Raw genomic sequence first — 25,409 nt, 5'->3', positions numbered from 1 at the left:
TCGTGCAGTGCGACTACTTCGACGCGGGGGCGTGCCGCTCGTGCGCGTTCATGGGCGAGCCGCACGCCGCCCAGCTCGCGCGCAAGGACGCGGCGGCCCGGGCGCTGCTGGCCGAGGCACGGCCGGGCGTCGCGACCGCCTGGGAGGCGCCGTTCGCGCCGCCGGAGAGCGGGTTCCGCAACAAGGCCAAGATGGTCGCGGGCGGCACGGTCGAGGCGCCCACCCTGGGCATCCTGGACGCCGAGGGCCACGGCGTCGACCTGCGCGGCTGCGGCCTGCACGAGCCGGCGATCGTCACCGCCCTGCCGCTGCTCGCGTCCTTCGTGACGACGGCCGGGCTCACGCCCTACGACGTGCCGAGCCGCCGGGGCGAGCTCAAGCACGTCCTGGTCACCTGCTCGCCCGACGGTGAGCTGATGGTCCGCTGGGTGCTCCGCTCGACCGAGCCGCTGCCCCGGCTGCGCAAGCACCTGCCCGCGCTCGCGGCGGCGCTCGAGGCGGCCGGGACCCCGCTGCGGGTGGCGTCGGCCAACCTGCAGCCGGAGCACAAGGCGGTGCTGGAGGGGCCCGAGGAGGTGCTGCTCACCGAGGCGTCCACCCTCCCGATGCGGCTCGACGGGCTCACCCTGCACCTGCGCCCGCAGGCTTTCTTCCAGACCTCCACGCCGGTGGCGCGGGCGCTGTACGCGACCGCGGCCGCGTGGGTCGCCGACGCCCGGCCGGCCTCCGTGGTCGACCTGTACTGCGGCGTCGGCGGGTTCGCCCTGCACCTGGCCGCCGCGGGGGCGCCGCGGGTGCACGGCGTGGAGATCGCCGCCGAGGCGGTCGCCGCGGCCCGGCGCTCCGCGCAGGAGGCCGGGCTGAGCGGCGTCACCTTCGCCGCGGACGACGCCACGGCCTGGGCCGCCGAGGGCACCCCGGACCTCGTCGTCGTCAACCCGCCCCGGCGCGGGCTGGGTCCGGCGCTGTGCGGCTCGATCGAGGACGCGGCCCCGCCGCTCGTCCTCTACTCCTCGTGCCAGGCCACGACCCTGGCGCGCGACCTGGGGGACCTGCCCTCCTACGACCCCGTGCGGGCCCAGGTGCTCGACATGTTCCCGCAGACCGCCCACCACGAGACGCTCGTGCTCCTGCGGCGCCGCCCGGGACGCCCGTGAGGCCAGTGACGCCCGTGACGTCGACGCCGCCTCGCCGCCGGGCCGGTGCGCCAGGTAGCGTGCGCACGTGAGCTCCGAGGCTTTCTGCGACCTCTGCGACCTCCCGCTGTCGACGTGCGTGCACGGCATGGCCGCGCCGCCGCCGTCGCCGCACGCGCGGGTGACGCCCCCGCCCAAGGCGACGCCGGTGACGCGCAAGCGGGTGGCCTCGACCGAGCCGAAGGCCCCGCGCGCGCCGCGCGCGAGCACCTCGCGGCCCGCCGCCCCGCCGGCCCCGCCGCGCGCCCTGCGCCGCACCCCGACGGTGGACTTCAAGCCCTACCTGCTCCTGCTGCTCCAGGAGGCCGGCGGCGAGCACGAGGCCGACCTGCTCTACGACGCGCTGCCCGAGCGGATGGCGGAGATCCTGCGTCCCGGGGACCACGAGACCGGCCCCACCGGCGAGCTGCGCTGGCGCACCGCCGCCCGCAAGGCCCGCAAGGAGCTGGCGGACGAGGGGTTCGTCCAGGCGCCGCAGCCCGGCGTCCTCGAGCTCACCGAGCGCGGCCGCGCGCTGCCCCCGGTCTTCGAGGCCTGAGGCCTCAGCCGACCGCGAGCTCGTCGCCCAGGGCGTAGCCCTCGAGCAGCTCCAGGTCGTCGCCCGACCAGAACCGGCCGGGGTCGTAGTAGTTGGTCGGCCTGGCCGCGTCCAGCAGCCCCATCGCGGTGTAGGTGGCGGCCACGACCTCCGCGCAGTAGGTGAGCTCCGGCCCGGCTGCCCGGCGCGCCCGTCCGCGCAGCCAGCGCCCGGCCAGGGCGGCGGTGGAGGGGAACGGGGTGCCGTCGAGGCGGGCCACGGTGCGCAGCACGGCGTCCTCCATCGCGCCGGTGACCTCGGGGCTGAGCTGGCGCATCCAGGCGTCCTGCTCGTAGCGGCCGGTCCACTGGACGACGGCCTCGCGCAGGTCGTGCAGCTGGACGCCGCGGTGGTGGCTGTCGGTCCACACGTCGCGCAGGCCCTTGCCCAGCTCGGCGTGCCACATGAGCGGGGGCAGGTCGTCCAGGACGACCGCCATGCCGACGTGGTTCACCGGCGCGTTGGTGAGCGCCCGGATAGCGTGGTCCGCGGCGGAGTGGCCGCGGAACAGCCACAGGTCTCCGGTGCGGGTCAGCTCGACGGCCTCCTCGAGACCCAGCCGCGTGTCAGGGGTGCTCACGGGGAGGAGTCTGGTCCATGAAGGCCGCGACGGTGTGGAAGCTGGTGGGACTGGCCGGGGTGGCGGGCGTCGCCGCGGGCGGCGCGGTGGTCGCGCGCGACCAGCGCAAGCGGGCACAGCTGAGCCCGGAGCAGGTGCGCGACCGGCTGCACGAGCGGCTGGCGCGGGCCGAGGAGACCGGGGAGGCCGAGGAGGCCACGACGGGCGAGGGGGCCGCGGGCGCGGCGCCGGAGGACGGGCCTGTGGAGGACGCGCACGACGGTCGGTGGTCCCGCCTACCCTGGCGGTCATGGACGTGGGGGACGCCGTCGCGCTGGCGGAGGAGCTCGTAGCCCAGCACGGGCTGACGGGCTGGCGGGTGGAGCTGGACCGGGCGAAGCGCCGGGCGGGGATCACCCGCTTCGGCTCCCGTGTCATCGGGCTCTCCGCGCCGCTGACCGCCCTGGCGAGCGAGGACGAGGTGCGCGACACGATCCTGCACGAGATCGCCCACGCCCTGGTCGGCCCGCACCACGGGCACGACGCGGTGTGGCGGCGCACCGCGCTGTCGATCGGCTCCTCGGGGCGCCGCTGCGTCGACGAGGGCTCGCCCCGCCCCCTCGAGCCGTGGCAGGGCACCTGCCCGGCGGGGCACACCGTGGGTCGCCACCGGCGCCCGGAGCGGGTCTCGACCTGCTCGCGGTGCTCGCCGGGCCGCTTCGACCTCGACCACTTGCTCACCTGGAGCCACCATGGGCGGCCCGTCCCCGCCGAGATGCTGCACCCCAACTACCTGGCCGAGCTCGAGCGGCTGGCCGCCGGGCAGCGGATGGCGGTGCTCGGCCCCGGCCAGCGTGCGCGCATCCTGCTGTCCGGTCGCTACCAGGGGGTCACCGGCACGGTGGTCAAGCGCGGGCGGACCCGCTACCACCTCAAGGTCGGGCGCCAGGTCCTCACGGTCCCGTTCGCGGGCGTGGAGCCGGCCTGACCGACCCGGCCGGCCCGCTCAGAGCGAGGTCATCGCCCCGACGGTCTCGGGGGTGAAGCCCGGGAAGACGGTGGCGGCCGAGGCGCTCGTGCGGGTCGTGACGACCTCGGCGAGCACCGAGCGGTAGTCGGTGGTGACGGTGAGGTCGGCGTCCGTGGTGTTCGCCAGCCCGGGCCACGTGCCGTAGTAGGAGCCCCCGCGCACGCCCGCGCCGAGGAGCAGCATCACGTTGCCCCAGCCGTGGTCGAGGCCGTAGTTCGCGTTCTCCTTGACCCGCCGACCGAACTCGGAGAGCACCACGACGGTGGTGCGGGAGGCGGCGTCGCCGAGGTCGTCCATGAAGGCGGCGAGCGCGGCCGAGAGCCGGCGGGCGTTCGTCCGCATCCCGCCCCAGGAGAGCGTCCCGAGGTCGGTGTGCATGTCCCAGTCGCCCTGGTCGACGGTGAACACGCGGGCCCCGACGTCGCCCTTGATCGTGCGGGCCACGGTGGAGAGCGCCCGCGCGAGGTCGGTGTCGGGGTAGGCCGTCCCGGCGGGGACGTCCTTGGCCGCCTGGAGGTTCGCCACCGCGCCCATCGCGTGCCGCACGGAGGACGCCAGCGGGTGCTTCGAGCGCCCCCACATGCGACGCAGCGAGCGCAGCCGGTCGTCGGTGGGGTCCCACTCGTCGTCCCCGGCGATGACGGCGTCGTCGAGGGAGCTGAACGAGAGGTGGGCCTCGGGGCCGAAGATCTGGGTGGTCTCGTCGCCGACTGCCACGCCCTGGAGCGTCCCGCTGCCCGGCAGGTCGCCGAGCAGCCGGTTGAGCCAACCGATCCGCTCGGTGCTGCCGGGGTTGGCGTCCTCGACCTCCTCCATCGCGGAGAAGTGGGACCGGTTCGGGGCCGGCAGGCCCGTGGCGTGGACGGCCGCGAACGAGCCCGCCTGCCAGTACGGCAGCAGGGGCTCGAGCTCGGGGTGCAGGCCGAAGAAGCCGTCGGAGGCCAGAAGCGAGGACGTCGGCACCGCGATCCGCGGCCGCGCGGCCGCATAGACGGGGTCGCCGTGGGGGACCACCAGCGACAGCCCGTCGGCGGCACCGCGCAGCGAGAGCACGACGACCGTGCCGTCGCGCTCGCCCGCCGCCACCGCCAGCGCGGGGGAGGCCTGGACGACGGCCGAGCCCACCGCGTAGGTCAGCCCGGCGACGCCGAGGCCGCGCAGGACGCCGCGGCGGGTGAGCGCGGTGGCGTCCGCGAGCTCGGAGCAGCAGGCGCTGCGGTGCGGGCTGGTCATCGTCGGCCTCACCGGGAGTAGTGGCGGGGGTGGTCGAGGAGCGCGCCGAGCAGGCGGCTGAAGCGCCAGGTCACGGCCGCGTGGGAGGAGGTGACCGTCGTGTCGGGGTCGGCCTGGACGGCCTCGCAGGCCGCGCGCAGGAGGTTCGCGTTCGACGCGCGGCCGTGGACCTGCCGCGCCAGGTGGTCGACGAGCTGGTCGAAGCGCACCGGCAGCGTCGGGGCCCACTCGGTGGCGGTGCGGTAGGTGATGCCCTTGTTCGGCCACCAGCCGCCGGCGAGGACCCAGTGGATGCTCATCGAGGCCATGGCGCGGCCGGTGGTGGCCCAGGGCTCGTTGTCCAGCGGCTGACCGTCGGGACGGGGCCAGGTCATCGGGACCAGCCCGATCTCCTGGCACTGCCAGATCATGGCGTTGGCGGCGTCGTTGTTCGCGGACGGCTCCGCGAGCTGCACGCCCAGCGCGCGGTAGGTGGCCACCAGGTCCTCGGCGGGGTCGCGGAGCTTGGCGTCCACCGACTCCTTGAACGCCTTCGTGCGCAGCAGCGCGCGGACGACGGGGAGGATCTCGGTGTCGTGGGCCAGGTACACGGCGGCGAGCCGGTCGACGACCGCCTGGTCGACGTCGTCGGCGATGAACTTCGTGCAGAGCTTGCGGGCGAGGCGCTGGGCCGTCTCCGGGCGGCGGGCCAGGTGGCGCAGGAACCGCTCGACCACGGCGCGCCCGTCGACGTCGGTGTTGGCGTCGGTGAAGTCGCCGACGGTGACCCGGCCCGTCCAGTGCTGCGCGGTGTCGTAGTAGGCCGCGAACGTCGTCCACGTCTTCACGCGGTAGCCGGTGAGGATGCGGGCGGCGTTCTTGACGTCGTCCTCGGTGTAGTGGCCGACGCCGACCGTGTGCAGCTCCAGGAGCTCGCGGCCGAGGTTCTCGTTGGGGGCGGACTTCGACGAGGTCGCCTGGTCGAGGTAGAGCAGCATCGCCGGATGGGTGATCGCGGCGACGAGCATGTCGTCGAAGGCGCCCAGGGCGTGGGCGCGGATGGTCTCGCCGTAGTCGGCGCGCCAGGTGGCCTGCGCGTCCCCGGACGCGGTGACGTGCAGGTGCGCCTCGAAGAACTCGGTGAGCACCTCGAGGACCTGGAGGTCGGAGTGGACTCGCCGGGCCAGGAGCCGTCGGGAGTAGTCCCACATGACCTCCCACATGCCCCGGACCTCGTTGGCCTGGTTCTGCCAGACGGTCTGGGCGTCCAGGTGCAGGTCGGGCCACCAGTCCATCAGGACGTCGGCGTCGTCGGCGCGCGTGCGGGCCGCCTCGACCTGCGCCTCGAACCACGCGAGCCCGCCGCCCGCGGCACGCACCTGCTTCGCCAGCGCCGGCGTGACGCCGTAGCTGAACCGGCTGGCCACGTGGCGGGCGCCTCGGCCGAGCACCGGGACGCCCCGGTAGCGGGCAGGGGTGTAGTCGGTCACCGGGTCTCCGGGCTGGCTCAGGGGTCGGGGAACCTCGGCAGGGGCCCGAGGAACGTCCATGGTGGACAGCCCTGATCGGCCGCGGGGGCCGTTCCCTGAGAAGCGGCTCGAAAGGAGCAGGAGGGCCCGGACGCCCGTGGCCCGCCCGGGCCGGGTCGTCTGGTCCGGACGGGCTATGCCCCTGGGGGTGTTCCTGTGCCGGGTCGCGGAGGTGTCAGTCGAGCACTGTCAGTCGAGCACCGTGCGGTAGACCTCGAGGGTGCGGCCGGCGACCGCCGTCCAGGAGAAGTGCGCCTCGGCCCGCTCGCGACCCGCGCGTCCCATCGCCGCCGCCCGGTCGCGGTCGGCGAGCAGCTCGGTGAGCGCGCCGGCCAGGTCGGCGACGTAGCGCTCCGGCTGGAGCGGGGTCCCCGTGCCGTCGTCCGCCTGCTCGATGGGCACGAGCAGGCCGGTCTCGCCGTGGACGACGACCTCCGGGATGCCGCCGGTGGCCGTGGCGACCACGGCCGTCTCGCAGGCCATGGCCTCGAGGTTGACGATGCCGAGCGGCTCGTAGATGGAGGGGCACGCGAAGACGTCGGCCGCGGTGAGCAGGGCCGTCACGTCGGCGCGGGGGAGCATCTCGGCGATCCAGACGACCCCGTCACGCGAGGCGCGCAGGTCGGCGACGAGGCCCTCGACCTCGGCCATGATCTCCGGGGTGTCCGGGGCCCCGGCGCAGAGCACGAGCTGGACCTCCGGCGGGAGGGCGGCGCAGGCGCGCAGGAAGAGCGGCAGGCCCTTCTGCCGGGTGATCCGGCCGACGAACACGACGGTCGGACGGTCCGGGTCGACGCCCAGCTCGCGGACCCGGTCCGGGGCGTGGTGGGGCGCCCAGTCCGCGGTGTCGATGCCGTTGTGCACGACGTGGACGCGGGCGGGGTCGACCGCCGGGTAGGAGCGCAGGACGTCGTCGCGCATCGCGGCGGAGACGGCGATGACGCCGGCGGCCGCCTCGTAGGCGGTGCGCTCGGCCCAGGAGGAGAGCCGGTACCCGCCGCCGAGCTGCTCGGCCTTCCACGGGCGCAGCGGCTCGAGGCTGTGGGCGCTCACCACGTGGGGCATGCCGTGCAGCAGCGAGGAGAGGTGGCCGGCCATGTTGGCGTACCAGGTGTGCGAGTGGACCAGGTCGGCGCCGCCGGTGGCGGCCGCGATCTCCAGGTCGACCCCGAGGGTGCGCAGCGCGGCGTTGGCGCCGGCCAGGCCGACCGGCTCGGCGTAGGAGGACGTCCCGGCCTCGTCGCGGGGGGCGCCGAACGCGTGGACGCGGGCGTCCACCCCGTCCAGGCCTCGCAGGGCCCGGACCAGCTCGGCCACGTGGACGCCGGCCCCGCCGTAGACCTCCGGGGGGTACTCCTTGGACAGCACGTCGACTCGCACGAGCCGGAACCTACTCGCAGACCCACCGGTTGAGTAGGCACGCCCCACCTCATCTGGACGAATGTCACCTCCGGCTCTGCCGCGCGAGCCCTCCGGGGGATAGCGTGCGCACCATGCGCAGAAGCGGGAAGAAGGTGCTGGCCATCGTCCTGGCCGGCGGCGAGGGGAAGCGGCTCATGCCGCTCACCGCGGACCGGGCCAAGCCGGCCGTGCCGTACGCGGGGATCTACCGGCTCATCGACTTCGCCTTGTCGAACGTCGTGAACTCGGGCTACCTCAAGGTCGTCGTGCTGACGCAGTACAAGTCGCACAGCCTCGACCGCCACATCTCCTCCACCTGGCGCATGTCGAACCTGCTCGGCAACTACGTGACGCCGGTGCCCGCGCAGCAGCGCCTCGGCAAGCACTGGTACCTCGGCTCGGCCGACGCGATCTACCAGTCGCTCAACCTCGTGCGCGACGAGCAGCCCGACATCGTGGTCGTGGTCGGTGCCGACCACGTGTACCGGATGGACTTCTCGCAGATGGTGGCGCAGCACGTGGAGTCCGGTGCCGCGTGCACGGTCGCCGCGATCCGCCAGCCCATCGCGCTGGCCCACCAGTTCGGCGTCATCGACGTCGTGCCGGACGAGCCGACCCGCATCCGCGAGTTCCTGGAGAAGCCGACCGATCCGGTGGGCCTGCCCGACGCCCCGCACGAGGTGCTGGCCTCCATGGGCAACTACGTCTTCGACGCGCAGGCGCTGGTCGAGGCGGTCACCCGCGACGCGGCGATGGAGGGCTCCAAGCACGACATGGGCGGCGACATCGTCCCCGCGTTCGTGGACGACAAGGAGGCCGGCGTCTACGACTACCGGGAGAACGAGGTGCCCGGCAGCACCGAGCGCGACTCCGGGTACTGGCGCGACGTCGGGACGCTGCGCAGCTACTACGAGTCCCACATGGACCTCGTGAGCCCGCTGCCGGTCTTCAACCTCTACAACTACGACTGGCCGATCTACACCGCCTACGGCCCGCAGCCGCCGGCCAAGGTCGTCCAGGGCGCCGACGGGACGCCGGCCAGCGCGGACGAGACCGTGCTCTCGCCGGGCGTCGTGCTCACCGGCGGCCACGTCCTGCGCTCGGTGCTCAGCCCGTCCGTGCGCGTCGAGGACGGCGCGGAGGTGACCGGCTCGGTGCTGCTCGACGCCGTGCGGGTCGGGGCCGGCGCGGTCGTGCGCAACGCGATCGTCGACAAGAACGTGATCGTGCCGCCGGGCGCGCAGGTGGGCGTCGACCCCGACGCCGACCGCGCGCGTGGCTTCGTCGTCCAGGAGGGCCTCACCGTCGTCGGGAAGGGCCAGGTCTTCCCGGCCTGACCCGGTACCGGACGCGCGCTGGTCCGCTCAGAGCAGCCCGGCGGCGCGTCCGACCTCGGCGTAGGCCCGCGCCAGGCTGTCCACGGTCTCGTGGGCGTTGAGCCCGGACGGGTTCGGCACCACCCAGAGCTCGTGGGGGTGGTGGGTGCCGGGCATCGGCTGCGGCTGGCGTCCCTGCTGTGCCTTCCGCTCACCGAACGCGGAGCGGTAGGCGGTCACGCCGGCCACCGCGACCACCCGGGGCCGGGCGTCGTCGACGAGCCGGGCCAGGGCCTCGCCGCCCTCCCGGAGCTCCTCGTCGCTGAGCTCGGAGGCCTTCGCGGTGGCGCGGTGCGCCAGGTTGGAGATGCCGATGCCCCGGGCGCGCAGGCGGTCGCGGTCGGCGTCCGTCATGCCCTCGGCGGGGTCGACCGGTTCCGTCAGGACCCCCGCCCTCAGCAGGGCCGGGTAGAACCGGTTCCCGGGGTGGGCGAAGTGGGTCTGCGTCGCCGCCGTCCACAGGCCAGGGTTGATGCCGACGAACAGGAGCCGCAGCTCCTGGTCGGGGCCGGGCAGCAGGTCGGGCACCGAGGTGTCGCGGAACGACTCCAGCTCGGCGCGGGTGAAGCGGGCCACGGCGCCACCGTACCTGCGGCGCTACTTCGTCCAGGTGACGACCAGTGCGTTCGCGACCGCCCGCTCCCGCCCGTCCGACGGCGTGTTGATCGTGCGGAGCCTGCCCTGGCGCCGGACCACCATCGTGGTCGAGCCGCCGCCGTCGAGGTTGAGGGCCTCGTCGGCGCCGAGCTGCTCCATGATGCTCACCAGCTCGTCGAGGGTGAAGCCGCGGCTGCGCGTGGAGCGGCCGTCGATGGCGAGCATGAGGAGCTGACCGGTGTCGCGGTCGATGCCGACGACGGTGCGGGGTGCCGTCTCGGTGTCGTCGAGGGTGGAGAGGCCGACCCCGTCGTTGATGAAGATGCGTCCGCCGGTGAGGGCCAGCCGCGGATGGCCGACGAGACCGCGGCGCACCGTCACCCGCTGGCCGACCTCGAGCGCCCGGAGCGCGGTGGCGCCCGAGCCGCGGCCGATCAGGATGGAGCCCTTGATCGTGCGGCCGGAGACGATCCGGGGGCGGTTGGCGGTCACGCGTCCGTTCTGGATGACGACCATCCGCACGTGCTTGCGGTGCCCCTCCACCACGGCGTAGCCGGGCGAGCCCGAGCCCCAGTGGCGGGTGTAGAGGCCGATGCCCCCGGCGATGACGGTGGCGCTGTTGACGTTGGTGAGCTGCCCGTGCCGGATGCCGACGACCCGGCCGTACAGCTGCACCTTGTCGAAGACGACCCGGCCGCGCCGGTTGACCATGAGGGTCTGGTTCCAGTCCTGCGAGCGCGCGTTGAGCAGCCCGGTGGTGGGGGAGTAGGCGGTGCCGAGGGGCGCGTTGGTGCCCTCGATGTCGAAGAAGTCGCCGTTCACCGCCGCCACGTAGCGCTTGGTGGAGCCCATGAGGGAGCGGACGCTGGAGAGGCCCGTGAGGCTGCTGCCGTCCACCACGTCCAGCCCGATGTGCTTGTTGCGCAGGTCGACGGTGAGCAGGGTGGCGCGGGTGGTGCCGCGGGAGGACGACGAGACGAGCTTGGTGTAGGTGACGCCGGGTCGGACGCGGGAGAGCCTGCTGGTCCGGGCCGAGGTGCCGGAGCCGCCGAGGCCCAGCACGACGTCGTTGCGGCCGCTCACCTCGGTGCCGGACTCGCCGGTCGACGAGATCGCGTCGTGGTCGAGCACCAGGGCGCCCGTGCGGGAGGCGGACCCGCCCGCCGACCCGTCTGCCGACCCGCTCGCCGACACGGCGGACCCCGCTGACCCGGCCAGCGCCGCCGACGCCAGCGCCCCCGCCGCCACCAGCGCGGCCAGCCGGCGCCCGATCGGGCCCCGGTCTGCCCGTCCTGCCCGGGCCGCGCGTCCGACACGCGCCCGGCGCGGGGCGCGTGGGACGCGTGGGGCTGGCGAGAGGGGTGAGGCGGTCACTCGGTGAGGGTAGGTGGGTCCTGGTGGCGACACGCGGTTTTTGCGGCGAGCCGTGTCGTCAGCACTCTCCTGTCGCGGGCTGCTGCCGGGTGGGCGGTGTGTGAGCAACGTGCCTGGTGGGTGGTTCGGTTGCTGGGCCACCGCTGGTGTGTGGCCGGCTGGGTGGGCGGTGTGCCAGCAACGTTCGGGGGCGGTGGATCGGTTGGTGGGGCACCGCTGGTGGGCGGCCGGCTGGGTGGGCGGTGTGTGAGCAACGTGCCTGGTGGGTGGACCGGTTGGTGGGGCACCGCTGGTGGGCGGCCGGCTGGGTGGGCGGTGTGCCAGCAACGTTCGGGGGCGGTGGATCGGTTGCTGGGGCACCGCCGGTGGGCCGGCCGGGTGGGCGGTGTGCCAGCAACGTCCGAAGGCGCCGCACCGGTTGCTGACGCACCGCCACCCCGCCCACCAGCCGCACCCGCCCCGCCAACCCGCCACGCGCCGGCCCCGCAGCAACTAGCCTGCCGACGTGCGGGCGACGAACACGTTCCTCGAGGGCGACAACCTCGACGTGCTCGGTCGGCTCGCGGCACAGGGCCAGCGCTTCGACCTCGCCTACCTCGACCCGCCGTACAACACCGCGAGCGACCTGGTCTACGCCGACGACGTCCGCGGCGACGAGGGGCGCAGCCGCCACGAGGCCTGGACGGCGGACCTGCGACCCCGGCTGGAGGCGGTGCTCGCCCTGCTCGAGCCGACCGGTGCCCTGGCGGTCAGCATCGACGATCACGAGGTCGCCCACCTGCGGCTGCTGCTCGACGACCTGCTGGGGGAGGAGAACCTGCTCGCGCAGGTGGTGGTCAACCTCAACGCGAAGGGTCGTCAGCTCGGACGGGGGTTCGCGCTGAGCCACGAGTACCTGCTCGTCTACGCGGTCGACGCGGCGTCCTGCGTGCTCGACGCGACCACCCGCGACACCGTCGACGAGCGGGACTTCGGCCACCTCGACGACGCCTCCGGCCGCCGCTTCCGGCTGCTGCCCCTGCGGAACACGAACAAGCGGTTCAACCCGGTCAGCGCCCCGACGATGCACTACCCGCTGCACGGCGACCCGGCGACGGGGCGGGTCGCGGCGTCCCCGTTCGAGGGCTCCCGCGAGATCACGCCGGTCTTCGGCGACGGCCGGCCCGCGGTGTGGCGGTGGAGCGCCCCGCTGGTCGAGCAGCGCCCCGACGACCTGGTCTGCCGCACCGTGCGCGGGCAACGCGGCGAGCGCGTCGACGTCTACCAGCGCGACTGGCTGCACGACGGCCGGCGCAAGAAGCTCACCACGCTCTGGCTGGCCGAGGAGGTCGGCTCCACCGACACCGCGGTCGCCGAGCTCAAGGACCTCGTGGGGCACGTCTTCTCCCACCCCAAGCCCACCGGGCTGCTCCGCCGCCTCCTCGGCACGATGCCGGACGACGTGCGCGTGCTCGATCCCTTCGCCGGCTCCGGCACCACCGGCCACGCGGTCGCCCTGCTCAACGCCGCGGACGGCGGCACCCGCACCTGCACCTCGATCGACCGCGCGGTGCCCGTGCGGGCCGACTCGCCCGCCGGGGTCAACGCCCTCGCGGCCGGTCTCGCCACCGTCGCGGACGTCACCCGCGCCCGGCTCCGCGCCGTCGACGCCCGCCTCGGGGGCGGGCTGGTCGAGGGCTGAGCCGGGCCCGAGAGCGAACCGAGCGGGGCGAGGGCGCCTCAGGCCACCCCGACCGCCCGCTCGAGCTCCCCGAGCTCGGTGTCGAGGTGCGTGAGCATCCGCTGGAGCGAGGGGACGGTGCGCCGGCAGCCCGTCACGCCGAACGCCATCTGGCCCGTGTAGGAGGTGCAGGTGATGTTGAGGGCCATCCCCGAGATCGGGATGGAGAGCGGGTAGGTGCCCACGAGCCGCGCGCCGTTCCAGTACAGCGGCTGGCGCGGCCCCGGCACGTTGGAGATGACCAGGTTGTAGGGCGGCCGCACGAGGCGTCCCAGCCCGAGCATCGGCGCGAGGATCGCGGGCGCCTGCCCGAGCGCGCTCATCGCCAGGATCTGTGTCGGCGTCATCGTGGCGAGCGCCCGCTTGCCCTCGCTCATCGAGGCCGAGACCTGCGCGAGCCGGTCGGCCGGGTCCGCGAGGTGCGTGCCCAGCGGCGCCATCACGGCACCGATCGCGTTGCCCCCGCCGGTGGCGGAGAGGTGGGAGCGCGCGGCCCGCAGCGCCACCGGCACCATCGCGACCAGCGGGGTCGGCGGCAGCGCGTCCTGCTCGAGGAGGTAGCGGCGCATGGCGCCGCTGGTCATGGCGAGGACGACGTCGTTGAGGGTCGAGCCGGACGCCTTGCCGACCGCCTTGAGCCGCTCGACCTCCCAGTCGTCGGCGGCGAAGCGGCGCGAGCCGGTGATGGGGCGGTTGAAGAGGGTGCGGGGGGCGTGGAAGCTGAGCGCGCCCGTGTGGTTCGTCGCCCCCTGCAGGACGCCGCGGGCCAGCGCGCCCGGCAGCCCGGCCGCCTCGGTCAGCACGTCCAGCCCGGCCCGTAGGCCGCTGCCGAGCTCCTCGAGGACGTCGCGGGAGGCCAGTGCCGCGTGCAGCAGCGTGTCCGTCCCGGCCGGGAGGGGCTGGACGCCCGGTTCGAGGTCGAGGTCGTGCTCGTCGGGCACCTCGTCCAGCCCGTGCGGCGCCGCGTCGTGCCCTGCGTCGTGCCCAGCGGCGGGGGAGGCGGGGGTGTCCGGGCGGGGAGGCGTGGCCCCGAGGTGCGGGCGGCCGGCCTGCATCGACCAGGGGGCGGGGACGTCGCGGGCGTCCGGGTCGGGGGAGAGGACGCTCTGCAGCAGCCGCATCCCGGCGACGCCGTCCATGAGCGAGTGGTGCAGCTTGGTGTAGACGGCGACCCGACCGTCGTCCAGGCCCTCGATGACGTGGCTCTCCCACAGCGGCCGCTCCCACGCGAGCCGCTGGGAGTGCAGCCGCGAGCACAGCTCGAACAGCTCGCGGTAGCGGCCGGGCCGGGGGAGGGCGTTGTGCCGGACGTGGTGCTCCAGGTCCAGCTGGTGGTCGGGCAGCCACACGAGCTGACCGGCGGTGCGCAGCGACCGGTACGGGTGCCGCACGAACAGGTCGGAGACGTCGCCGGCGTCCCGCAGGGCCTCGTACATGCCGCGGGTCCAGTCGGGCCCCGCGTCGGCGGGCGGCTCGAACAGCTGCAGTGCGCCGACGTGCATCGGCATGGACCGGTTCTCGGCCAGCAGGAACGCGGCCGCGGTCGGGTCGATGAGGGTGGCCACGGGTCCCTTTCCGGTGGCGGGCGGACAAGCGGGTGCTGCGGTGGGGAGCCTGCTGACGATCATGGCGAACCTGTGAGCCCGGCCACAACACCCTCGGCCGTGCAGGGACCGCCTGACCAGTCCGGTCCGGAGGGAGCGTGAGCGGCCGTGACGGCCACGAGGCGTCCACAGGGACGCCGGTCGGGGCGGTCGTCCCCAGCCGGCACCGACCCCGGCCACCGGCGGCCGCCGTCTCCCTAACGTCCTGCTCACCCGCCGGGACCCGCCCGGCACGCGCTTCTCGGGAGGAAGCCATGCTCCGTCGACCCACCGCCGCCCGCACCGCCCTGGCACGCACCGCCCTGCCACTCACCGCTCCGTCACGCACCCCGCGCCACCGCGCGCCCGCGACCCGGACCTCCCCGCGCCGCCGCGGCGGGCTGGTCGCGGCGCTCGCCGTCCTCGCCTCGCTGGTGACGTTCCCGCTCGGGCTGGCCACCGCCGCCGACGGGACCACCGAGGAGGTCCCCGGCGACACGATCGTCCGCGTGACCGGTGACGCCGAGAACGGCTTCGGGGTGAAGTACTTCGACGGCTCGTCGGTGTTCCCGCCCACCCTGAGCGAGGCGCTGGCGGAGTGCTCGGAGTACCACCGGGCCACCCGCCGCGTCCGCTGCCGCACCGAGGTGGTCACCTGGTACCGCGACCTCGGCGACCTCCAGCGGGCGATCGCCTACGCCCGGGCGGACGAGGCGGGCCGGCTGGTGTGAACCTGCTCGCGCCACCCCGGCGGGGCTCCGGCGACCCGGGTCCGGGTGAGAGGATCGGCGGTCGTGGACCTGCGCACGCCGGACGTCTCCCTGCCCTCGGGCGCCGAGGTGCTGCGCCGCAGCCGCCTCTCGTGGCGGGCCCGCCGGGCCCGGCTCAAGGCGAAGGGCTGGCAGGTGGCGCAGTGCGCGCTCGCCGCCGGGGCGGCGTGGCTGATCGCGCACGACCTGCTCGGCCACTCGGCGCCCCTGTTCGCGCCGATCGCCGCGGTCCTCGGCCTGGGCACCACCTACGGCCAGCGGCTGCGCCGGATCGCGGAGGTGACGGCCGGGGTCGCCATCGGCGTGCTGCTCGCGGACCTGCTGGTCGCCTGGATCGGCGCGGGCTGGTGGCAGATCGTCGTCGTGGTCGGGCTGGCCATCTCGGTGGCGGTCCTGGCCGGGGGCGGGGCGCTGCTGGTCAACCAGGCCGCGGTGCAGTCGATCTTCGTCATCGCCCTGCTGCCCACCACGGGCGCCTCGTTCACCCGGTGGATCGACGCGGTGGTCGGCGGCGGCGTGGCGCTGGTGGCGGCGACGCTCGTCCCCGCGGCCCCGCTGCGGCGACCGCGCGAGCAGGCCGCGCGGGTGCTGCGGAAGGTCGCGCTCCTCCTGGGCAACGCGGCGGCGGTGCTGCGCGACGCCGACGCCGAGGGGGGCCTGGCCCTGCTCTCCGAGGCCCGTTCCACCGACGTCCTGGTCCGCGAGCTGCGGGCCGCCGCCGACGAGGGCATGGCGGTGGTCAGCTCCTCGCCGTTCCGGGTGCGCCACAAGGAGGGCATCCGGCAGATGGCCGAGCTGGTCGGGCCGCTGGACAACGCCCTGCGCAGCACCCGGATGCTGACCCGCCAGGTGATGGTGGCGACCCACCGGGACCGGCACGTCCCGCCCGCCTACGTCGAGCTGGTCGACCAGCTGGCGCACGCGGTGGACGCCGTCGTCGCCGAGCTGGCCGCCGACCGGATGGCCGTGGCCGCCCGCCCGGCCCTGATCGCGGTCGGGCGTGCCTCGGGCGAGGTGCCGCGCTCGCAGGAGATGACGGCCGAGGTCGTCCTCGCCCTGCTCCGCTCGGTGGTCGTGGACCTGCTCATGATCACCGGCATGGAGCAGCTCGAGGCCACGGAGACGCTGCCGCCGACCCCGCGGTGAGCGCCTAGAGCCCGGCGCGCAGCTCGGCGACGACCGAGTCGACGACGGCGACGAGGTCCCCGCCCGTGGCGGCGGAGACGGCCCGCTGCCGCTGGTAGGACGCGCCGCGCTCCACGAGGCCGTGCACGCCGGCGAGCTCGGCGGAGCAGCCGAGCCGCTCGGCGACGGGCTCGAGGCGCACGAGCAGGTCCGCGAGGTCCTCGGTGACGAGGCGCTCGCGGGAGTCGGCGTCGAGGATGACGATGGCGTCGAGGCCGTAGCGCGCCGCCCGCCACTTGTTCTCCTGCACGTGCCAGGGCGGCATGGTCGTGAGGGTCTCGCCGGCCGCCACGCGGGTGTCGAGGTCGACCACGAGGCAGTGGCACAGCGCGACGAGGGCGGAGAGGTCCTCGAAGCTCGAGACCCCGTCGCAGACCCGGTTCTCCAGGGTCCCGAGGTGGGCGGCGGGACGCACGTCCCACCGGATCTCGTCGAGCTGGTCGATGACGCCGGTGGTGAGCTGGTCGTGCGCGAACGACTCGAACTCCTCCCAGCGCTCGAACTGGAACGGCAGCCCGGCGGTCGGGAGCTGCTGGAACATCAGCGCGCGGTTGGAGGCGTAGCCCGTGTCGACCCCGGCCCAGATCGGCGAGGAGGCCGACAGCGCCTGGAGGTGCGGGTAGTAGGTGAGCAGCCCGGTGAGCACCTGCATCACCCGGGACTTCTCCGGCAGCCCGACGTGCACGTGGACGCCCCAGATGAGCATCTGCCGCCCCCACCACTGGGTGCGGTTGATGAGCTCGGCGTAGCGGTGGCCCTCGGTGAGCTGCTGGGCGCTCCAGGAGGCGAACGGGTGCGTGCCGCCGCCGTAGAGGTCCAGGCCGAGGGAGTCGGCGGCCGGGACGACGTCGGCCAGCGTCCTGCGCAGGTCGTCGACCGCCTCGCCGGTGGTCCGGCAGATGCCCGTGACGGCCTCGACGGTGTTGCGCAGCAGCTCGGAGTGGAGCTTGTGCGGCTCGGCCATCCGCGGCGTCGCCGCCTCGAAGAGGGCCGTTGCGTCGTTGCGCAGGTCGCGGGTCGTCCGGTCGACCAGGGCGAGCTCCCACTCGACCCCCAGGGTCGGCTCCGGCGAGGCGTGGAAGTCGATGCGCACGGGCCCAGCGTTCCACACGCACGGGCGCGGGCGCCGGGTCCTGCACGATTCGGGGCGCGGCGGTCCTTCCTGCCACGATCGAGCGGTGGTCGATCCAGTGAAGGAGAACGAGGGACGCGGCCGCCAGGAGCGCGACCCGGACACCCGCGAGCTCACGCACCTGGCCGCCATCAGGGAGGCCCAGCAGCGGGAGATCGCCCTGGGCCTCGACCTCTGCCTGCGCATCGGCGAGCTGCTGCTCTCCAGCGGCGCCGGCGCGGCGGACGTCTCGGCGACCATGCAGTCCGTGGCGGCGTCCCTCGGCATCCGCGGGGTCGACGTGGACGTCACCTTCACCTCCCTCCAGCTCACCGCCCAGGGCGCGCCCGACGAGCCGCCCGTGGTCGGCAACCGGCAGGTGCTGCGGCGGGCCCTGGACTACGACCAGCTGACCTCCGTCGACCACCTGGTCCGGACGCTGCTGCGCAAGGAGGTCACCCTGCGCGACGCCCGCGCCGAGATGGGGCGGATCACCTCCACGGGCCGCTCGCGGCCCCGCTGGGCGGTCACGGTCGCCTGGGCCGTCATGTGCGCCGGCGTCGGCCTCCAGCTCGGCGGTGACGCCACCGTCGTCGGGCTCGCCGCGCTGGCCGCCGTCCTCATCGACCGCGTGCAGCTGCGGATGCAGCGCCGCCGCCTGCCCAGCTTCTACCAGCAGGTCGCGGGCGGCCTGGTCGCCACGCTCCTGGCCCTGGCCGTCGCCGCCTCCCCGCTCGACGTCAACGTCTCGAAGGTCGTCACCGCGAACATCATCATGCTGCTCGCGGGCGTCGGCTTCGTGGGCGCGCTCCAGGACGCCCTCACCGGCTACTACGTGACGGCCTCGGCGCGGCTGATGGAGGCCTTCCTCGCCACCGCCGGCATCATCGCCGGCGTCTCCGGCGCGCTGTCCCTGGGCGGGCTGCTCGGCCTCCCGACGCCCCAGCTCAACCCCGGCTCGTACAGCCTGCAGACGGTCGGGATGCTGGCCCTCGGCTCGGCGCTGGCGGCCGCGGGGTTCGCCTACGCCAGCTACGCGCCCCGGCGGGTGCTGGCGCCGATCGCGGTCATCGCCGCCGTCGCCATCGTCATCAGCAGGACGCTGGGGGCGGCCGACCTGGCGCGCGCCTGGTCGGTGGCGCTGGCCGCGACCTTCGTCGGCCTCGTGGCCTATCACGTGGCTGCCCGGCTCCGGGTCCCGCCGCTGGTGGTCGTGGTGTCCGGGGTCGTCCCGATGCTGCCGGGCCTGTCGATCTACACCGGGCTGGCGCTGCTGAGCGAGGGCGACGGCTCGGTCTCGGCCGGGCTGCTGGCGATGGTCGGGGCGGTGTCCGTGGCCATCGCGCTGAGCTCCGGGGTCATCCTCGGCGAGTACATCGCCCAGCCGCTGGGCCGGGAGGCCTCGCGCCTCGAGCAGAGACTCTCCGGGCCGCGCCTCGTCGGCCCGCTCAAGGTCGTCCGGCCGCACCGGCGCCGGCGCGGGTCCGCCTGAGCCCTCCGCCGAGCGGGCGGGCCCTGCGTCAGCGCTTCTTCGCGGGCATGGCGCGCCGGGCCACGGCGGCCACGACGTCCTGGTAGCGGGAGCCGAGGGCGGTGGAGAAGAGGTGCAGGAGGTGCGCGTCGGCACCGACCAGCACCCGCGCCCGGTTGCGCTCGACGCCCCGCAGGATGGTCTCGGCGGCGTCCTCCGGCGTGGTGCGGGCGAGCTTCTTGTCGAAGTAGGCGGCGGTGGCCGCCTGGTCCTCGCGCGCGGAGACGCGCGCGCTGCGGGCGATCGCGGTCTTGATGCCGCCGGGGTGCACGGCGGTGACCCCGACCGGGTGTCCTGCGATGAGCATCTCCTCGCGCACCGCCTCCGTCATCCCCCGCACCGCGAACTTCGCGGCGTTGTACATCGACTGCCCCGGCATCGACATCAGCCCGAAGAGGGAGGAGATGTTGACGAGGTGCCCCTCGCCGGAGGCGATGAGGTGGGGCAGGAACGCCTTCGTCCCGTGCAGGACGCCGGAGAGGTTGATCCCGAGGATCCAGTCGATGTCGTGCCACTCGAGGTCGACCAGGTCGCCCGCCAGCGCGACGCCGGCGTTGTTGACGACCAGGTTGACCCGACCGAACGACTCCGCCACCTCGTCGGCGTAGGCGAGGAACGCTTCGCGGTCGGCGACGTCGAGGCGGTCGGTGCGGACCTTGGGCGCGCCCGCGGCCTCGGCGAGCCGACCGGTCTCGGCCAGCCCCTCGACGTCCACGTCGGAGAGCGCCAGCAGGCTGCCGCGCCGCGCGCAGGCCACGGCGAGGGCGCGGCCGATGCCGGAGCCGGCGCCGGTGATGACGACGACCTTGTCGGAGAGGTCCTGCACGCTGATCACGTCCTTGCTGGAGGGGGAGCGGGGGCCGGGGAGGCCCGTCCCTGGACGGTAGTGGCGTTATTGAACGTCAGTCAATAGACTCCGGGCCATGAGCGCCACTGCGGGTACCGACCGCGACCCCGGCCGTGATCCCGCCAGTGTTCCCAGCCGCGATCCCGCCAGTGACCCCAGCCGCCAGGACGGCCGGGGGGAGGAGGGTCGGGGCGAGGCGGAGAGATCCGGGCGCCGCGTCCGCCTCTCGCCCGAGCAGCGGCGCGCGCAGCTGCTGGACCTGGGCGTCCGGCTGCTCGGCACGCGCCCGCTGGACCAGCTGAGCATCGACGTCCTCGCCGAGGAGGCCGGCATCTCGCGCGGCCTGCTCTACCACTACTTCGGCAACAAGCACGACTTCCACGCGGCCGTCGTGCGCCGGGCCGCAGAGGACCTCCTGGCCCGCACCGAGCCGCCGGCCGAGGGCGAGCCGGCCGAGCGGCTCCGGGCGTCCATGGCCGCCTACCTGGACTACGTCGACGACAGCTACGCCGGCTACCTCTCGCTGGTGCGCTCCGCCGCCGGCGGGGCCGAGCAGCTGCGCGCGATCTACGAGGAGACCCGCGAGGCGCTCGTCGACCGGGTGCTCGCGGGCGAGCCGGCGCTGGTGGCCGACTCCCCGGCGGCCAGGCTGGCCGTGCGGGGGTGGGCCGCCTTCGTCGAGGAGGTCGTGCTCGCCTGGAAGGCGGCGCCCGTGAAGGTCGGCTCGGGCGCGGCGGGGGCGGGTGGACGTCGCGCCGGCCTCACCAGGGACGACCTGGTCGGCCTCGTCAGCGACGCGCTGCCGGCCGTGCTGCTCACGCCCGCCGTCACGGCCTGACCCGCTCCGTCGGCCCCCACGGGCGGCGGCCCGCAAGCGGACGCCACACGCGCCCGGAGGAGTCTCAGGACTCCGGGAGCAGTGTGGCGCCCGCGTCTGCGGGCGCGGGATCGTCGGGGTCTGCGCGTGCCCCGGGCGGCTGGGGAGCCTCGGGGCGAGCCGAGCGTAGCGCGAGCCCGCCCCCACGGGGACGGGCTCGCGGCGAAGGGCTCGGGTGGTCCGGACCTGGTCCGACGGGCGGCCCCACGGCGGGGTCCGTCGGCGGCCGGGCCCGGCCGCGTCGGCGGCGGGTCAGGCCCCGCGGACGACGGCCTCGAGCTGGTCGAGGCCCCAGGTCAGGTCCTCCTCGGAGATGACCAGCGGCGGCGCCAGGCGGATGGTCGAGCCGTGGGTGTCCTTGGCCAGGACGCCGCGGGCCATGAGCGCCTCGCAGACCTCGCGGCCCGTGCCGACGGCCGGGTCGACGTCCACGCCCGCCCACAGCCCGCGCACGCGCACCGCGAGGACGCCGTGGCCGACGAGGGCCTCCAGGCGGGAGCGCAGCACCTCGCCGAGGCGGGTGGCGCGCTCCTGGTACTCGCCGGTGCGCAGCATCGCGACGACCTCGGTGCCGACGGCGCAGGCCAGCGCGTTGCCGCCGAAGGTGGAGCCGTGCTGGCCGGGGCGCAGGACGCCGAGCACGTCGGCGTCCGCCACGACGGCCGAGACCGGGACGACGCCGCCACCGAGGGCCTTGCCCAGGACGTACAGGTCCGGCACGACGTCCTCGTGGTCGCACGCGAAGGTGCGGCCGGTGCGGCCGAGGCCGGCCTGGATCTCGTCGGCGGCGAACAGCACGCCCCGCTCGCGGGTGAGCTCGCGGACGCCGGCCAGGTAGCCGGCCGGCGGGATGACGACGCCGCCCTCGCCCTGGATCGGCTCGATGAGGACGCCGACGGTGTGCTCGTCGATCGCCGCGGCCATGGCCTCGAGGTCGCCGTAGGGGACCATCGTGAAGCCGGGGGCGAAGGGGCCGAAGCCGTCGTGGGCGTCGGGGTCGTCGGAGAAGCCGACGATGGTGGTGGTGCGGCCGTGGAAGTTGCCGGCGGCCACGACGATGGTGGCCCGGCCGGGCTCCACGCCCTTGACCTCGTAGCCCCACTTGCGCATGACCTTGATGGCGGTCTCCACGGCCTCGGCGCCGGTGTTCATCGGCAGGACCATGTCCTTGCCGCACAGGTCGGCCAGGGAGGCGCAGAACTCGGCGAACCGGTCGTGCACGAACGCGCGGCTGGTGAGGGTGAGCCGGTCGAGCTGCTCGTGGGCCACGCGGAGAAGACCCGGGTGGCCGTGGCCGAAGTTGAGGGCGGAGTAGCCGGCGAGGAGGTCGAGGAACCGGCGGCCGTCCACGTCGGTCATCCACGCGCCCTCGGCGTGCTCGAGCACGACGGGGAGCGGCTTGTAGTTGTGCGCGGTGCGCGCCTCGGCGTCCTGGAACGCCCGGGTCGTCCGGTTCTCGGTGGCGGGAGCGGTCATGTCGCACCTCCTGCGTCGGGGCCGGCCTGTGGCCGTGGTCGGGGAGCGGCCGCGGCGTCGCCGGGGTGGCGGGCGCCGCGGGTCGTACCTCCACCAGAGCAGAGATCGGCCGCGAAACCAAGATTGTCAGACAATCTGACGATCTGCGAGTCCTGGACGCGACAGCGCCCTCCCCGCCTCGTGCGGGGAGGGCGCTGGTGGCCGTCGGTGCCCCTCCTCGTGGCGGGCGCGGGGGCGTCAGGACGTGCGGGGCAGCCGGACCTCGATGGTGGTGTCGCCCGGGACGCTGTGCAGGCTCACCGCCCCGCCGTGGGCGGAGACGATCGCGCGGACCAGCGACAGGCCCAGGCCGGCGCCGCCCTCGCGGTTGCGGGCCTGGTCGCCGCGGACGAACCGCTCGAAGGCGTGCCCCACGAGGTCGGGCGGGAAGCCCGGTCCGTCGTCGTGGACGCGGAAGCCGTCGGGCAGCGCGGTGACCGTGATCGTCGAGCCCTCGGGGGTGTACTTGCGGGCGTTGGTGAGGAGGTTGGTGAGCACCTGGTGCAGGCGCATCTCGTCGCCGACCACCTCGACGGCCTCGTCGGCGAGCTCGAGGCGCCAGTGGTGCGAGGGCGAGATGACCCGCGCGTCCGAGACGGCCTCCAGGAGCATCCGGGTGACGTCGACCGGACGCCGCTCGAGCGGACGGCCCGCGTCCAGCCGAGCCAGGAGCAGGAGGTCCTCGACCAGCGCGGTCATCCGCGCCGACTCCTCCTCGACCTTGCTCAGGGCCAGCCGCTGCGCGCCCGCGTCGTCGGGCCTGCGGCGGGCGAGCTCGGCGTAGCCCGCGATCGTGGCCAGCGGAGTGCGCAGCTCGTGGCTGGCGTCCGCCACGAACTGGCGGACCTGCTGCTCGCTGCGGTGCCGGGCCGACAGGGACGTCTCCACGTGCTCGAGCAGGGTGTTGAGGGCGGCGCCCACCTGGCCGACCTCGGTACGGGCGTCGGTGAGGTAGTCCGGGACGCGCTCGTCCAGGTCGATCTCGCCCGAGGACAGCGGCAGGGTCGCCACCGTGTGGGCGGTCTCGGCGACCTCCTTGAGGGGCCGGAGCTGCCTACGCACCAGCAGCAGGCCGGCCGCCGTGGCCAGCACCGCGCCGCCCAGGATGAGGACGATCTCCCACATCACGAGGGTGTGCACCACGTCGTCCACGTCGCCCATGGGGAGGCCCACGACGACGACGCCGATGGCGGTGCTGCTGAGGTAGAAGTCGCCGGCGGCGATCCGGTAGGTGCCGGCGCCCTTGAGATCGACGGTGACGGGGTCGCCGTCCTCGGCGACCTTCTCCAGCGCCTTCATCGCCTCGTCGGAGAGCTGGCTCAGCACGGCGTCGCCGTTGGAGTCCTGGAGGACGATGAACCCGTAGGTGCTCGTCCCGGTCTGCTCGGCCTGGTAGCCGTCGTCGAGGAAGTAGGCCTTGAGCGAGCCGAAGCCCTGGCCGAACCCGCGGTCGTCGTCCGGGATGTCGTTCTTGTCGCCCGGGGTGGCGCCAGTCGGGTCGAAGGCGCGGTTCGAGCGCTGGAGCTGGGCCGCCACGTCGTCGTCCAGCTGGCCCATGAGGTAGGCGCGGACCGCGACCGTGGTGATGCCGCCGATGAGGACGCTGATGGCGACCACGAGCGCGACCGCCGTGAGCACCAGGCGGGTGCTCAGCGGCGCCAGGCGTCGGCGTTGCGCCCACACGGCGCGCGCCGGGCGGGCCAGCGGCGAGGTCGCCAGCGCGGCCGTCAGCCGCTCCCGCCGCGAGACGGTGGGGGAGGGGGTCGACGGGGTCGCGTAGTCGGCGAACGGGGGCGGGGTCGTCGGGCCGCCCGCGCCCGTCGTCACGTCCGTGGGCGGGGCGACGGGGTGCTGGACGGGGTGCTCGGCGGGGTCGGGGTTCTGGTCGGGCACGTCAGGAGTGTGGGGTCGCGGGGGTGGGGGGCGCGAGCCGGCGGCGTCAGGCCGCCGGCTTGAGCACGTAGCCCGCGCCGCGCATGGTGTGGATCATCGGGTCCCGGCCCGCGTCGATCTTCTTGCGCAGGTAGGAGATGTAGAGCTCGACGACGTTGGCCTGGCCGCCGAAGTCGTAGTTCCACACGCGGTCGAGGATCTGCGCCTTCGAGAGGACGCGGCGCGGGTTGCGCATGAGGAAGCGCAGGAGCTCGAACTCGGTGGCGGTCAGGGAGATCTCCTGGCCGGCGCGGAACACCTCGTGGCTGTCCTCGTCGAGGGTCAGGTCCCCGACGCTGAGGACGGAGGACTCCGCCTGCTGCTGGGCGCCGGCGCGGCGCATGAGGCCACGCAGCCGGGCGACGACCTCCTCCAGGGAGAACGGCTTGGTCACGTAGTCGTCGCCACCGGCGGTCAGGCCCGCGATCCGGTCCTCCACCGCGTCCCGCGCGGTGAGGAAGACGACGGGGACGAGGGCGTCGAAGCCGCGGATGCGGCGCAGCACCTCCATGCCGTCGAAGTCGGGGAGCATCATGTCGAGCACGATGGCGTCCGGACGGAAGTCCTTGGCGGTCTGCACCGCCTTGGTGCCGGTGTGCGCGGCCTGCACCTCCCAACCCTCGTAACGGAGAGCCATGGAGATGAGCTCGGCGATGTTCACCTCGTCGTCGACGACGAGGACACGGAGGGGCGTGCCGTCGGGGCGGGTCAGGTCCATGGGCGACACTGTGAGACTCCTGTCTGTGGGATGTCTGTGAAAGTATGCTCCCGTCGCTGAGAAGCCTGTGAGATCCAGACCAGCGCGGGCGGTCGTGCTCCACGTGGTGAGGGGTGGCGGACGCTGCGGGCCGGCCGCTCCCAGCGAGCCGATCAGTGGCGCACAGTGCCACCACAGACCGGGTGAGCACTGTCGAGCCATGGACATCGCGGCGGCACCATCTGCGCCCGAGACGCAGCTGCGCACCGAGGACCGGGACCCCACGCGGTCCCGCCTTCGTACGCAGCTGCGGCGGATGCGCGCCTGTGCCGCGGTGGCCGTTGCCGGAGTGGTGCTGGGCGGACTGGGGGGTCTCGCCCTCGGCATCACGACGGAGAGTCGGGATCCTGGGGGGACGGGTGGTCCAGCCCTCCAGGGTTCCGACCAAGTCTCCACTCGGGTGTCGCTCGGCGGTGCTGCTTCTGCGGCTCCTTCTGAGGCCGGCGCCGAGTCGGTGGCCGCTGTGCTCACGAGCGCCCGGACGGCTTCGGTCCTCGTGACCACGAGGACCGAGGCGCCCTCCGGAGCGGAGAGCTCCGGCTCTTCTGCCTCCGGTGACGATCCCGCTGGCGAGCGCCAGCAGCCCGTCCGCGCCGTCGCCACCCTGCCGACCGTCGAGCCGGCCGCCCGCGTCCGCCCCGAGTCCGAGGGCACCACGACCTCCGCTGCCTGAGTCGACCGGCCGCTGCTGATGGGCGGTGCGTGAGCAACGTGGCCGGGGGCGCGGTCG

The 25,409-nt window shown here is 74.5% G+C and carries 23 protein-coding genes; 11 read left to right on the top strand and 12 right to left on the bottom strand.

The features are described from left to right. The first annotated feature begins 2 nt into the window (after nucleotides 1-2). Both E8D37_RS06495 and E8D37_RS06490 read left to right on the top strand, forming a co-directional pair. Nucleotides 3-1,157: a methyltransferase domain-containing protein gene (locus E8D37_RS06495; RefSeq protein ID WP_136568918.1), complete on the top strand. Its 1,155-nt coding sequence runs from the start codon at nucleotides 3-5 to the stop codon at nucleotides 1,155-1,157. 67 nt (nucleotides 1,158-1,224) lie between these two features. Beyond that, on the top strand, nucleotides 1,225-1,734 hold the full coding sequence (locus tag E8D37_RS06490) for a hypothetical protein (protein ID WP_136568917.1): 510 nt from the start codon (nucleotides 1,225-1,227) through the stop codon (nucleotides 1,732-1,734). Between the two features lie 4 nt (nucleotides 1,735-1,738). Here the strand turns inward: E8D37_RS06490 and E8D37_RS06485 are convergent, their stop codons facing one another. After that, the gene (locus E8D37_RS06485) at nucleotides 1,739-2,353 is read right to left on the bottom strand and encodes a hypothetical protein (RefSeq protein ID WP_136568916.1); all 615 of its coding nucleotides are present in this window, start codon (nucleotides 2,351-2,353) and stop codon (nucleotides 1,739-1,741) included. A 17-nt stretch (nucleotides 2,354-2,370) separates the two neighbouring features. Between E8D37_RS06485 and E8D37_RS06480 the strand changes: the two genes are divergently transcribed. Together E8D37_RS06480 and E8D37_RS06475 are read left to right on the top strand one after the other, a co-directional pair. Further along, the gene (locus tag E8D37_RS06480; RefSeq protein ID WP_136568915.1) at nucleotides 2,371-2,685 is read left to right on the top strand and encodes a hypothetical protein; all 315 of its coding nucleotides are present in this window, start codon (nucleotides 2,371-2,373) and stop codon (nucleotides 2,683-2,685) included. Then, nucleotides 2,643-3,320 (top strand): SprT-like domain-containing protein, encoded by a 678-nt coding sequence (locus E8D37_RS06475; RefSeq protein WP_136568914.1) that lies wholly within the window; start codon nucleotides 2,643-2,645, stop codon nucleotides 3,318-3,320. Before E8D37_RS06480 ends, E8D37_RS06475 begins: the two co-directional genes overlap by 43 nt. An 18-nt stretch (nucleotides 3,321-3,338) precedes the next feature. Here the strand turns inward: E8D37_RS06475 and E8D37_RS06470 are convergent, their stop codons facing one another. From E8D37_RS06470 to glgA, 3 genes are all read right to left on the bottom strand, one after another. Continuing rightward, nucleotides 3,339-4,595, bottom strand: coding sequence for a DUF1501 domain-containing protein (locus E8D37_RS06470; protein ID WP_136568913.1), 1,257 nt, complete (start codon nucleotides 4,593-4,595; stop codon nucleotides 3,339-3,341). A gap of 8 nt (nucleotides 4,596-4,603) precedes the next feature. After that, entirely contained in the window at nucleotides 4,604-6,064 is a 1,461-nt protein-coding gene (locus E8D37_RS06465; protein ID WP_168929649.1) for a DUF1800 domain-containing protein, read from the bottom strand. A gap of 228 nt (nucleotides 6,065-6,292) precedes the next feature. Next, nucleotides 6,293-7,483, bottom strand: coding sequence for a glycogen synthase (gene glgA / locus E8D37_RS06460; RefSeq protein ID WP_136568911.1), 1,191 nt, complete (start codon nucleotides 7,481-7,483; stop codon nucleotides 6,293-6,295). Nucleotides 7,484-7,596: 113 nt separating this feature from the next. Between glgA and glgC the strand changes: the two genes are divergently transcribed. After that, nucleotides 7,597-8,841, top strand: a complete 1,245-nt coding sequence (glgC, locus tag E8D37_RS06455; protein ID WP_136568910.1) for a glucose-1-phosphate adenylyltransferase — start codon at nucleotides 7,597-7,599, stop codon at nucleotides 8,839-8,841. A 27-nt stretch (nucleotides 8,842-8,868) separates the two neighbouring features. Here glgC and E8D37_RS06450 read toward each other — a convergent pair whose 3' ends face one another. Both E8D37_RS06450 and E8D37_RS06445 read right to left on the bottom strand, forming a co-directional pair. Next, a complete protein-coding gene (locus E8D37_RS06450) occupies nucleotides 8,869-9,456 on the bottom strand; it encodes a mismatch-specific DNA-glycosylase (protein WP_136568909.1) in 588 nt (195 codons plus the stop codon). A 21-nt stretch (nucleotides 9,457-9,477) separates the two neighbouring features. Continuing rightward, nucleotides 9,478-10,608, bottom strand: coding sequence for a phosphodiester glycosidase family protein (locus tag E8D37_RS06445; RefSeq protein WP_136568908.1), 1,131 nt, complete (start codon nucleotides 10,606-10,608; stop codon nucleotides 9,478-9,480). 748 nt (nucleotides 10,609-11,356) lie between these two features. On the opposite strand from E8D37_RS06445, the gene E8D37_RS06440 reads away from it, so the two are divergent. Continuing rightward, nucleotides 11,357-12,532: a DNA methyltransferase gene (locus tag E8D37_RS06440; protein WP_136568907.1), complete on the top strand. Its 1,176-nt coding sequence runs from the start codon at nucleotides 11,357-11,359 to the stop codon at nucleotides 12,530-12,532. A gap of 38 nt (nucleotides 12,533-12,570) precedes the next feature. Here the strand turns inward: E8D37_RS06440 and E8D37_RS06435 are convergent, their stop codons facing one another. Further along, nucleotides 12,571-14,136 carry a wax ester/triacylglycerol synthase family O-acyltransferase gene (locus E8D37_RS06435; protein ID WP_168929648.1) on the bottom strand — a complete coding sequence of 522 codons (1,566 nt, stop codon included), beginning with the start codon at nucleotides 14,134-14,136 and terminating at the stop codon, nucleotides 12,571-12,573. A gap of 293 nt (nucleotides 14,137-14,429) precedes the next feature. Here E8D37_RS06435 and E8D37_RS06430 point away from each other — a divergent pair, with 293 nt between their 5' ends. Further along, nucleotides 14,430-14,885 carry a hypothetical protein gene (locus E8D37_RS06430; protein ID WP_136568905.1) on the top strand — a complete coding sequence of 152 codons (456 nt, stop codon included), beginning with the start codon at nucleotides 14,430-14,432 and terminating at the stop codon, nucleotides 14,883-14,885. 63 nt (nucleotides 14,886-14,948) lie between these two features. Further along, the gene (locus tag E8D37_RS06425) at nucleotides 14,949-16,070 is read left to right on the top strand and encodes an FUSC family protein (RefSeq protein WP_240770226.1); all 1,122 of its coding nucleotides are present in this window, start codon (nucleotides 14,949-14,951) and stop codon (nucleotides 16,068-16,070) included. Between the two features lie 4 nt (nucleotides 16,071-16,074). Here the strand turns inward: E8D37_RS06425 and E8D37_RS06420 are convergent, their stop codons facing one another. Then, a complete protein-coding gene (locus E8D37_RS06420) occupies nucleotides 16,075-17,202 on the bottom strand; it encodes a glutamate--cysteine ligase (RefSeq protein WP_206055592.1) in 1,128 nt (375 codons plus the stop codon). Between the two features lie 85 nt (nucleotides 17,203-17,287). On the opposite strand from E8D37_RS06420, the gene E8D37_RS06415 reads away from it, so the two are divergent. Then, the gene (locus E8D37_RS06415) at nucleotides 17,288-18,712 is read left to right on the top strand and encodes a threonine/serine exporter family protein (RefSeq protein WP_168929605.1); all 1,425 of its coding nucleotides are present in this window, start codon (nucleotides 17,288-17,290) and stop codon (nucleotides 18,710-18,712) included. A gap of 28 nt (nucleotides 18,713-18,740) precedes the next feature. Here the strand turns inward: E8D37_RS06415 and E8D37_RS06410 are convergent, their stop codons facing one another. Continuing rightward, nucleotides 18,741-19,586 (bottom strand): SDR family NAD(P)-dependent oxidoreductase, encoded by an 846-nt coding sequence (locus E8D37_RS06410; RefSeq protein ID WP_240770225.1) that lies wholly within the window; start codon nucleotides 19,584-19,586, stop codon nucleotides 18,741-18,743. A gap of 88 nt (nucleotides 19,587-19,674) precedes the next feature. Here E8D37_RS06410 and E8D37_RS06405 point away from each other — a divergent pair, with 88 nt between their 5' ends. Continuing rightward, nucleotides 19,675-20,436 (top strand): TetR/AcrR family transcriptional regulator, encoded by a 762-nt coding sequence (locus E8D37_RS06405; protein ID WP_136568902.1) that lies wholly within the window; start codon nucleotides 19,675-19,677, stop codon nucleotides 20,434-20,436. Nucleotides 20,437-20,727: 291 nt separating this feature from the next. Here E8D37_RS06405 and rocD read toward each other — a convergent pair whose 3' ends face one another. From rocD to E8D37_RS06390, 3 genes are all read right to left on the bottom strand, one after another. Next, nucleotides 20,728-21,951, bottom strand: coding sequence for an ornithine--oxo-acid transaminase (gene rocD, locus E8D37_RS06400; protein WP_136568901.1), 1,224 nt, complete (start codon nucleotides 21,949-21,951; stop codon nucleotides 20,728-20,730). 237 nt (nucleotides 21,952-22,188) lie between these two features. Beyond that, nucleotides 22,189-23,883 carry a HAMP domain-containing sensor histidine kinase gene (locus tag E8D37_RS06395; protein ID WP_240770224.1) on the bottom strand — a complete coding sequence of 565 codons (1,695 nt, stop codon included), beginning with the start codon at nucleotides 23,881-23,883 and terminating at the stop codon, nucleotides 22,189-22,191. 46 nt (nucleotides 23,884-23,929) lie between these two features. Next, complete coding sequence (locus E8D37_RS06390; protein ID WP_136568900.1) at nucleotides 23,930-24,640, bottom strand: response regulator transcription factor; 711 nt, start codon at nucleotides 24,638-24,640, stop codon at nucleotides 23,930-23,932. A 535-nt stretch (nucleotides 24,641-25,175) separates the two neighbouring features. On the opposite strand from E8D37_RS06390, the gene E8D37_RS19745 reads away from it, so the two are divergent. Beyond that, complete coding sequence (locus tag E8D37_RS19745; RefSeq protein WP_168929647.1) at nucleotides 25,176-25,352, top strand: hypothetical protein; 177 nt, start codon at nucleotides 25,176-25,178, stop codon at nucleotides 25,350-25,352. Nucleotides 25,353-25,409 lie beyond the last annotated feature (57 nt).

Origin of the sequence: Nocardioides sp. GY 10127 (genome assembly GCF_004919085.1) — a bacterium.
Taxonomy (GTDB): domain Bacteria; phylum Actinomycetota; class Actinomycetes; order Propionibacteriales; family Nocardioidaceae; genus Nocardioides.
This window is presented reverse-complemented; position numbering and strand designations above follow the sequence as displayed.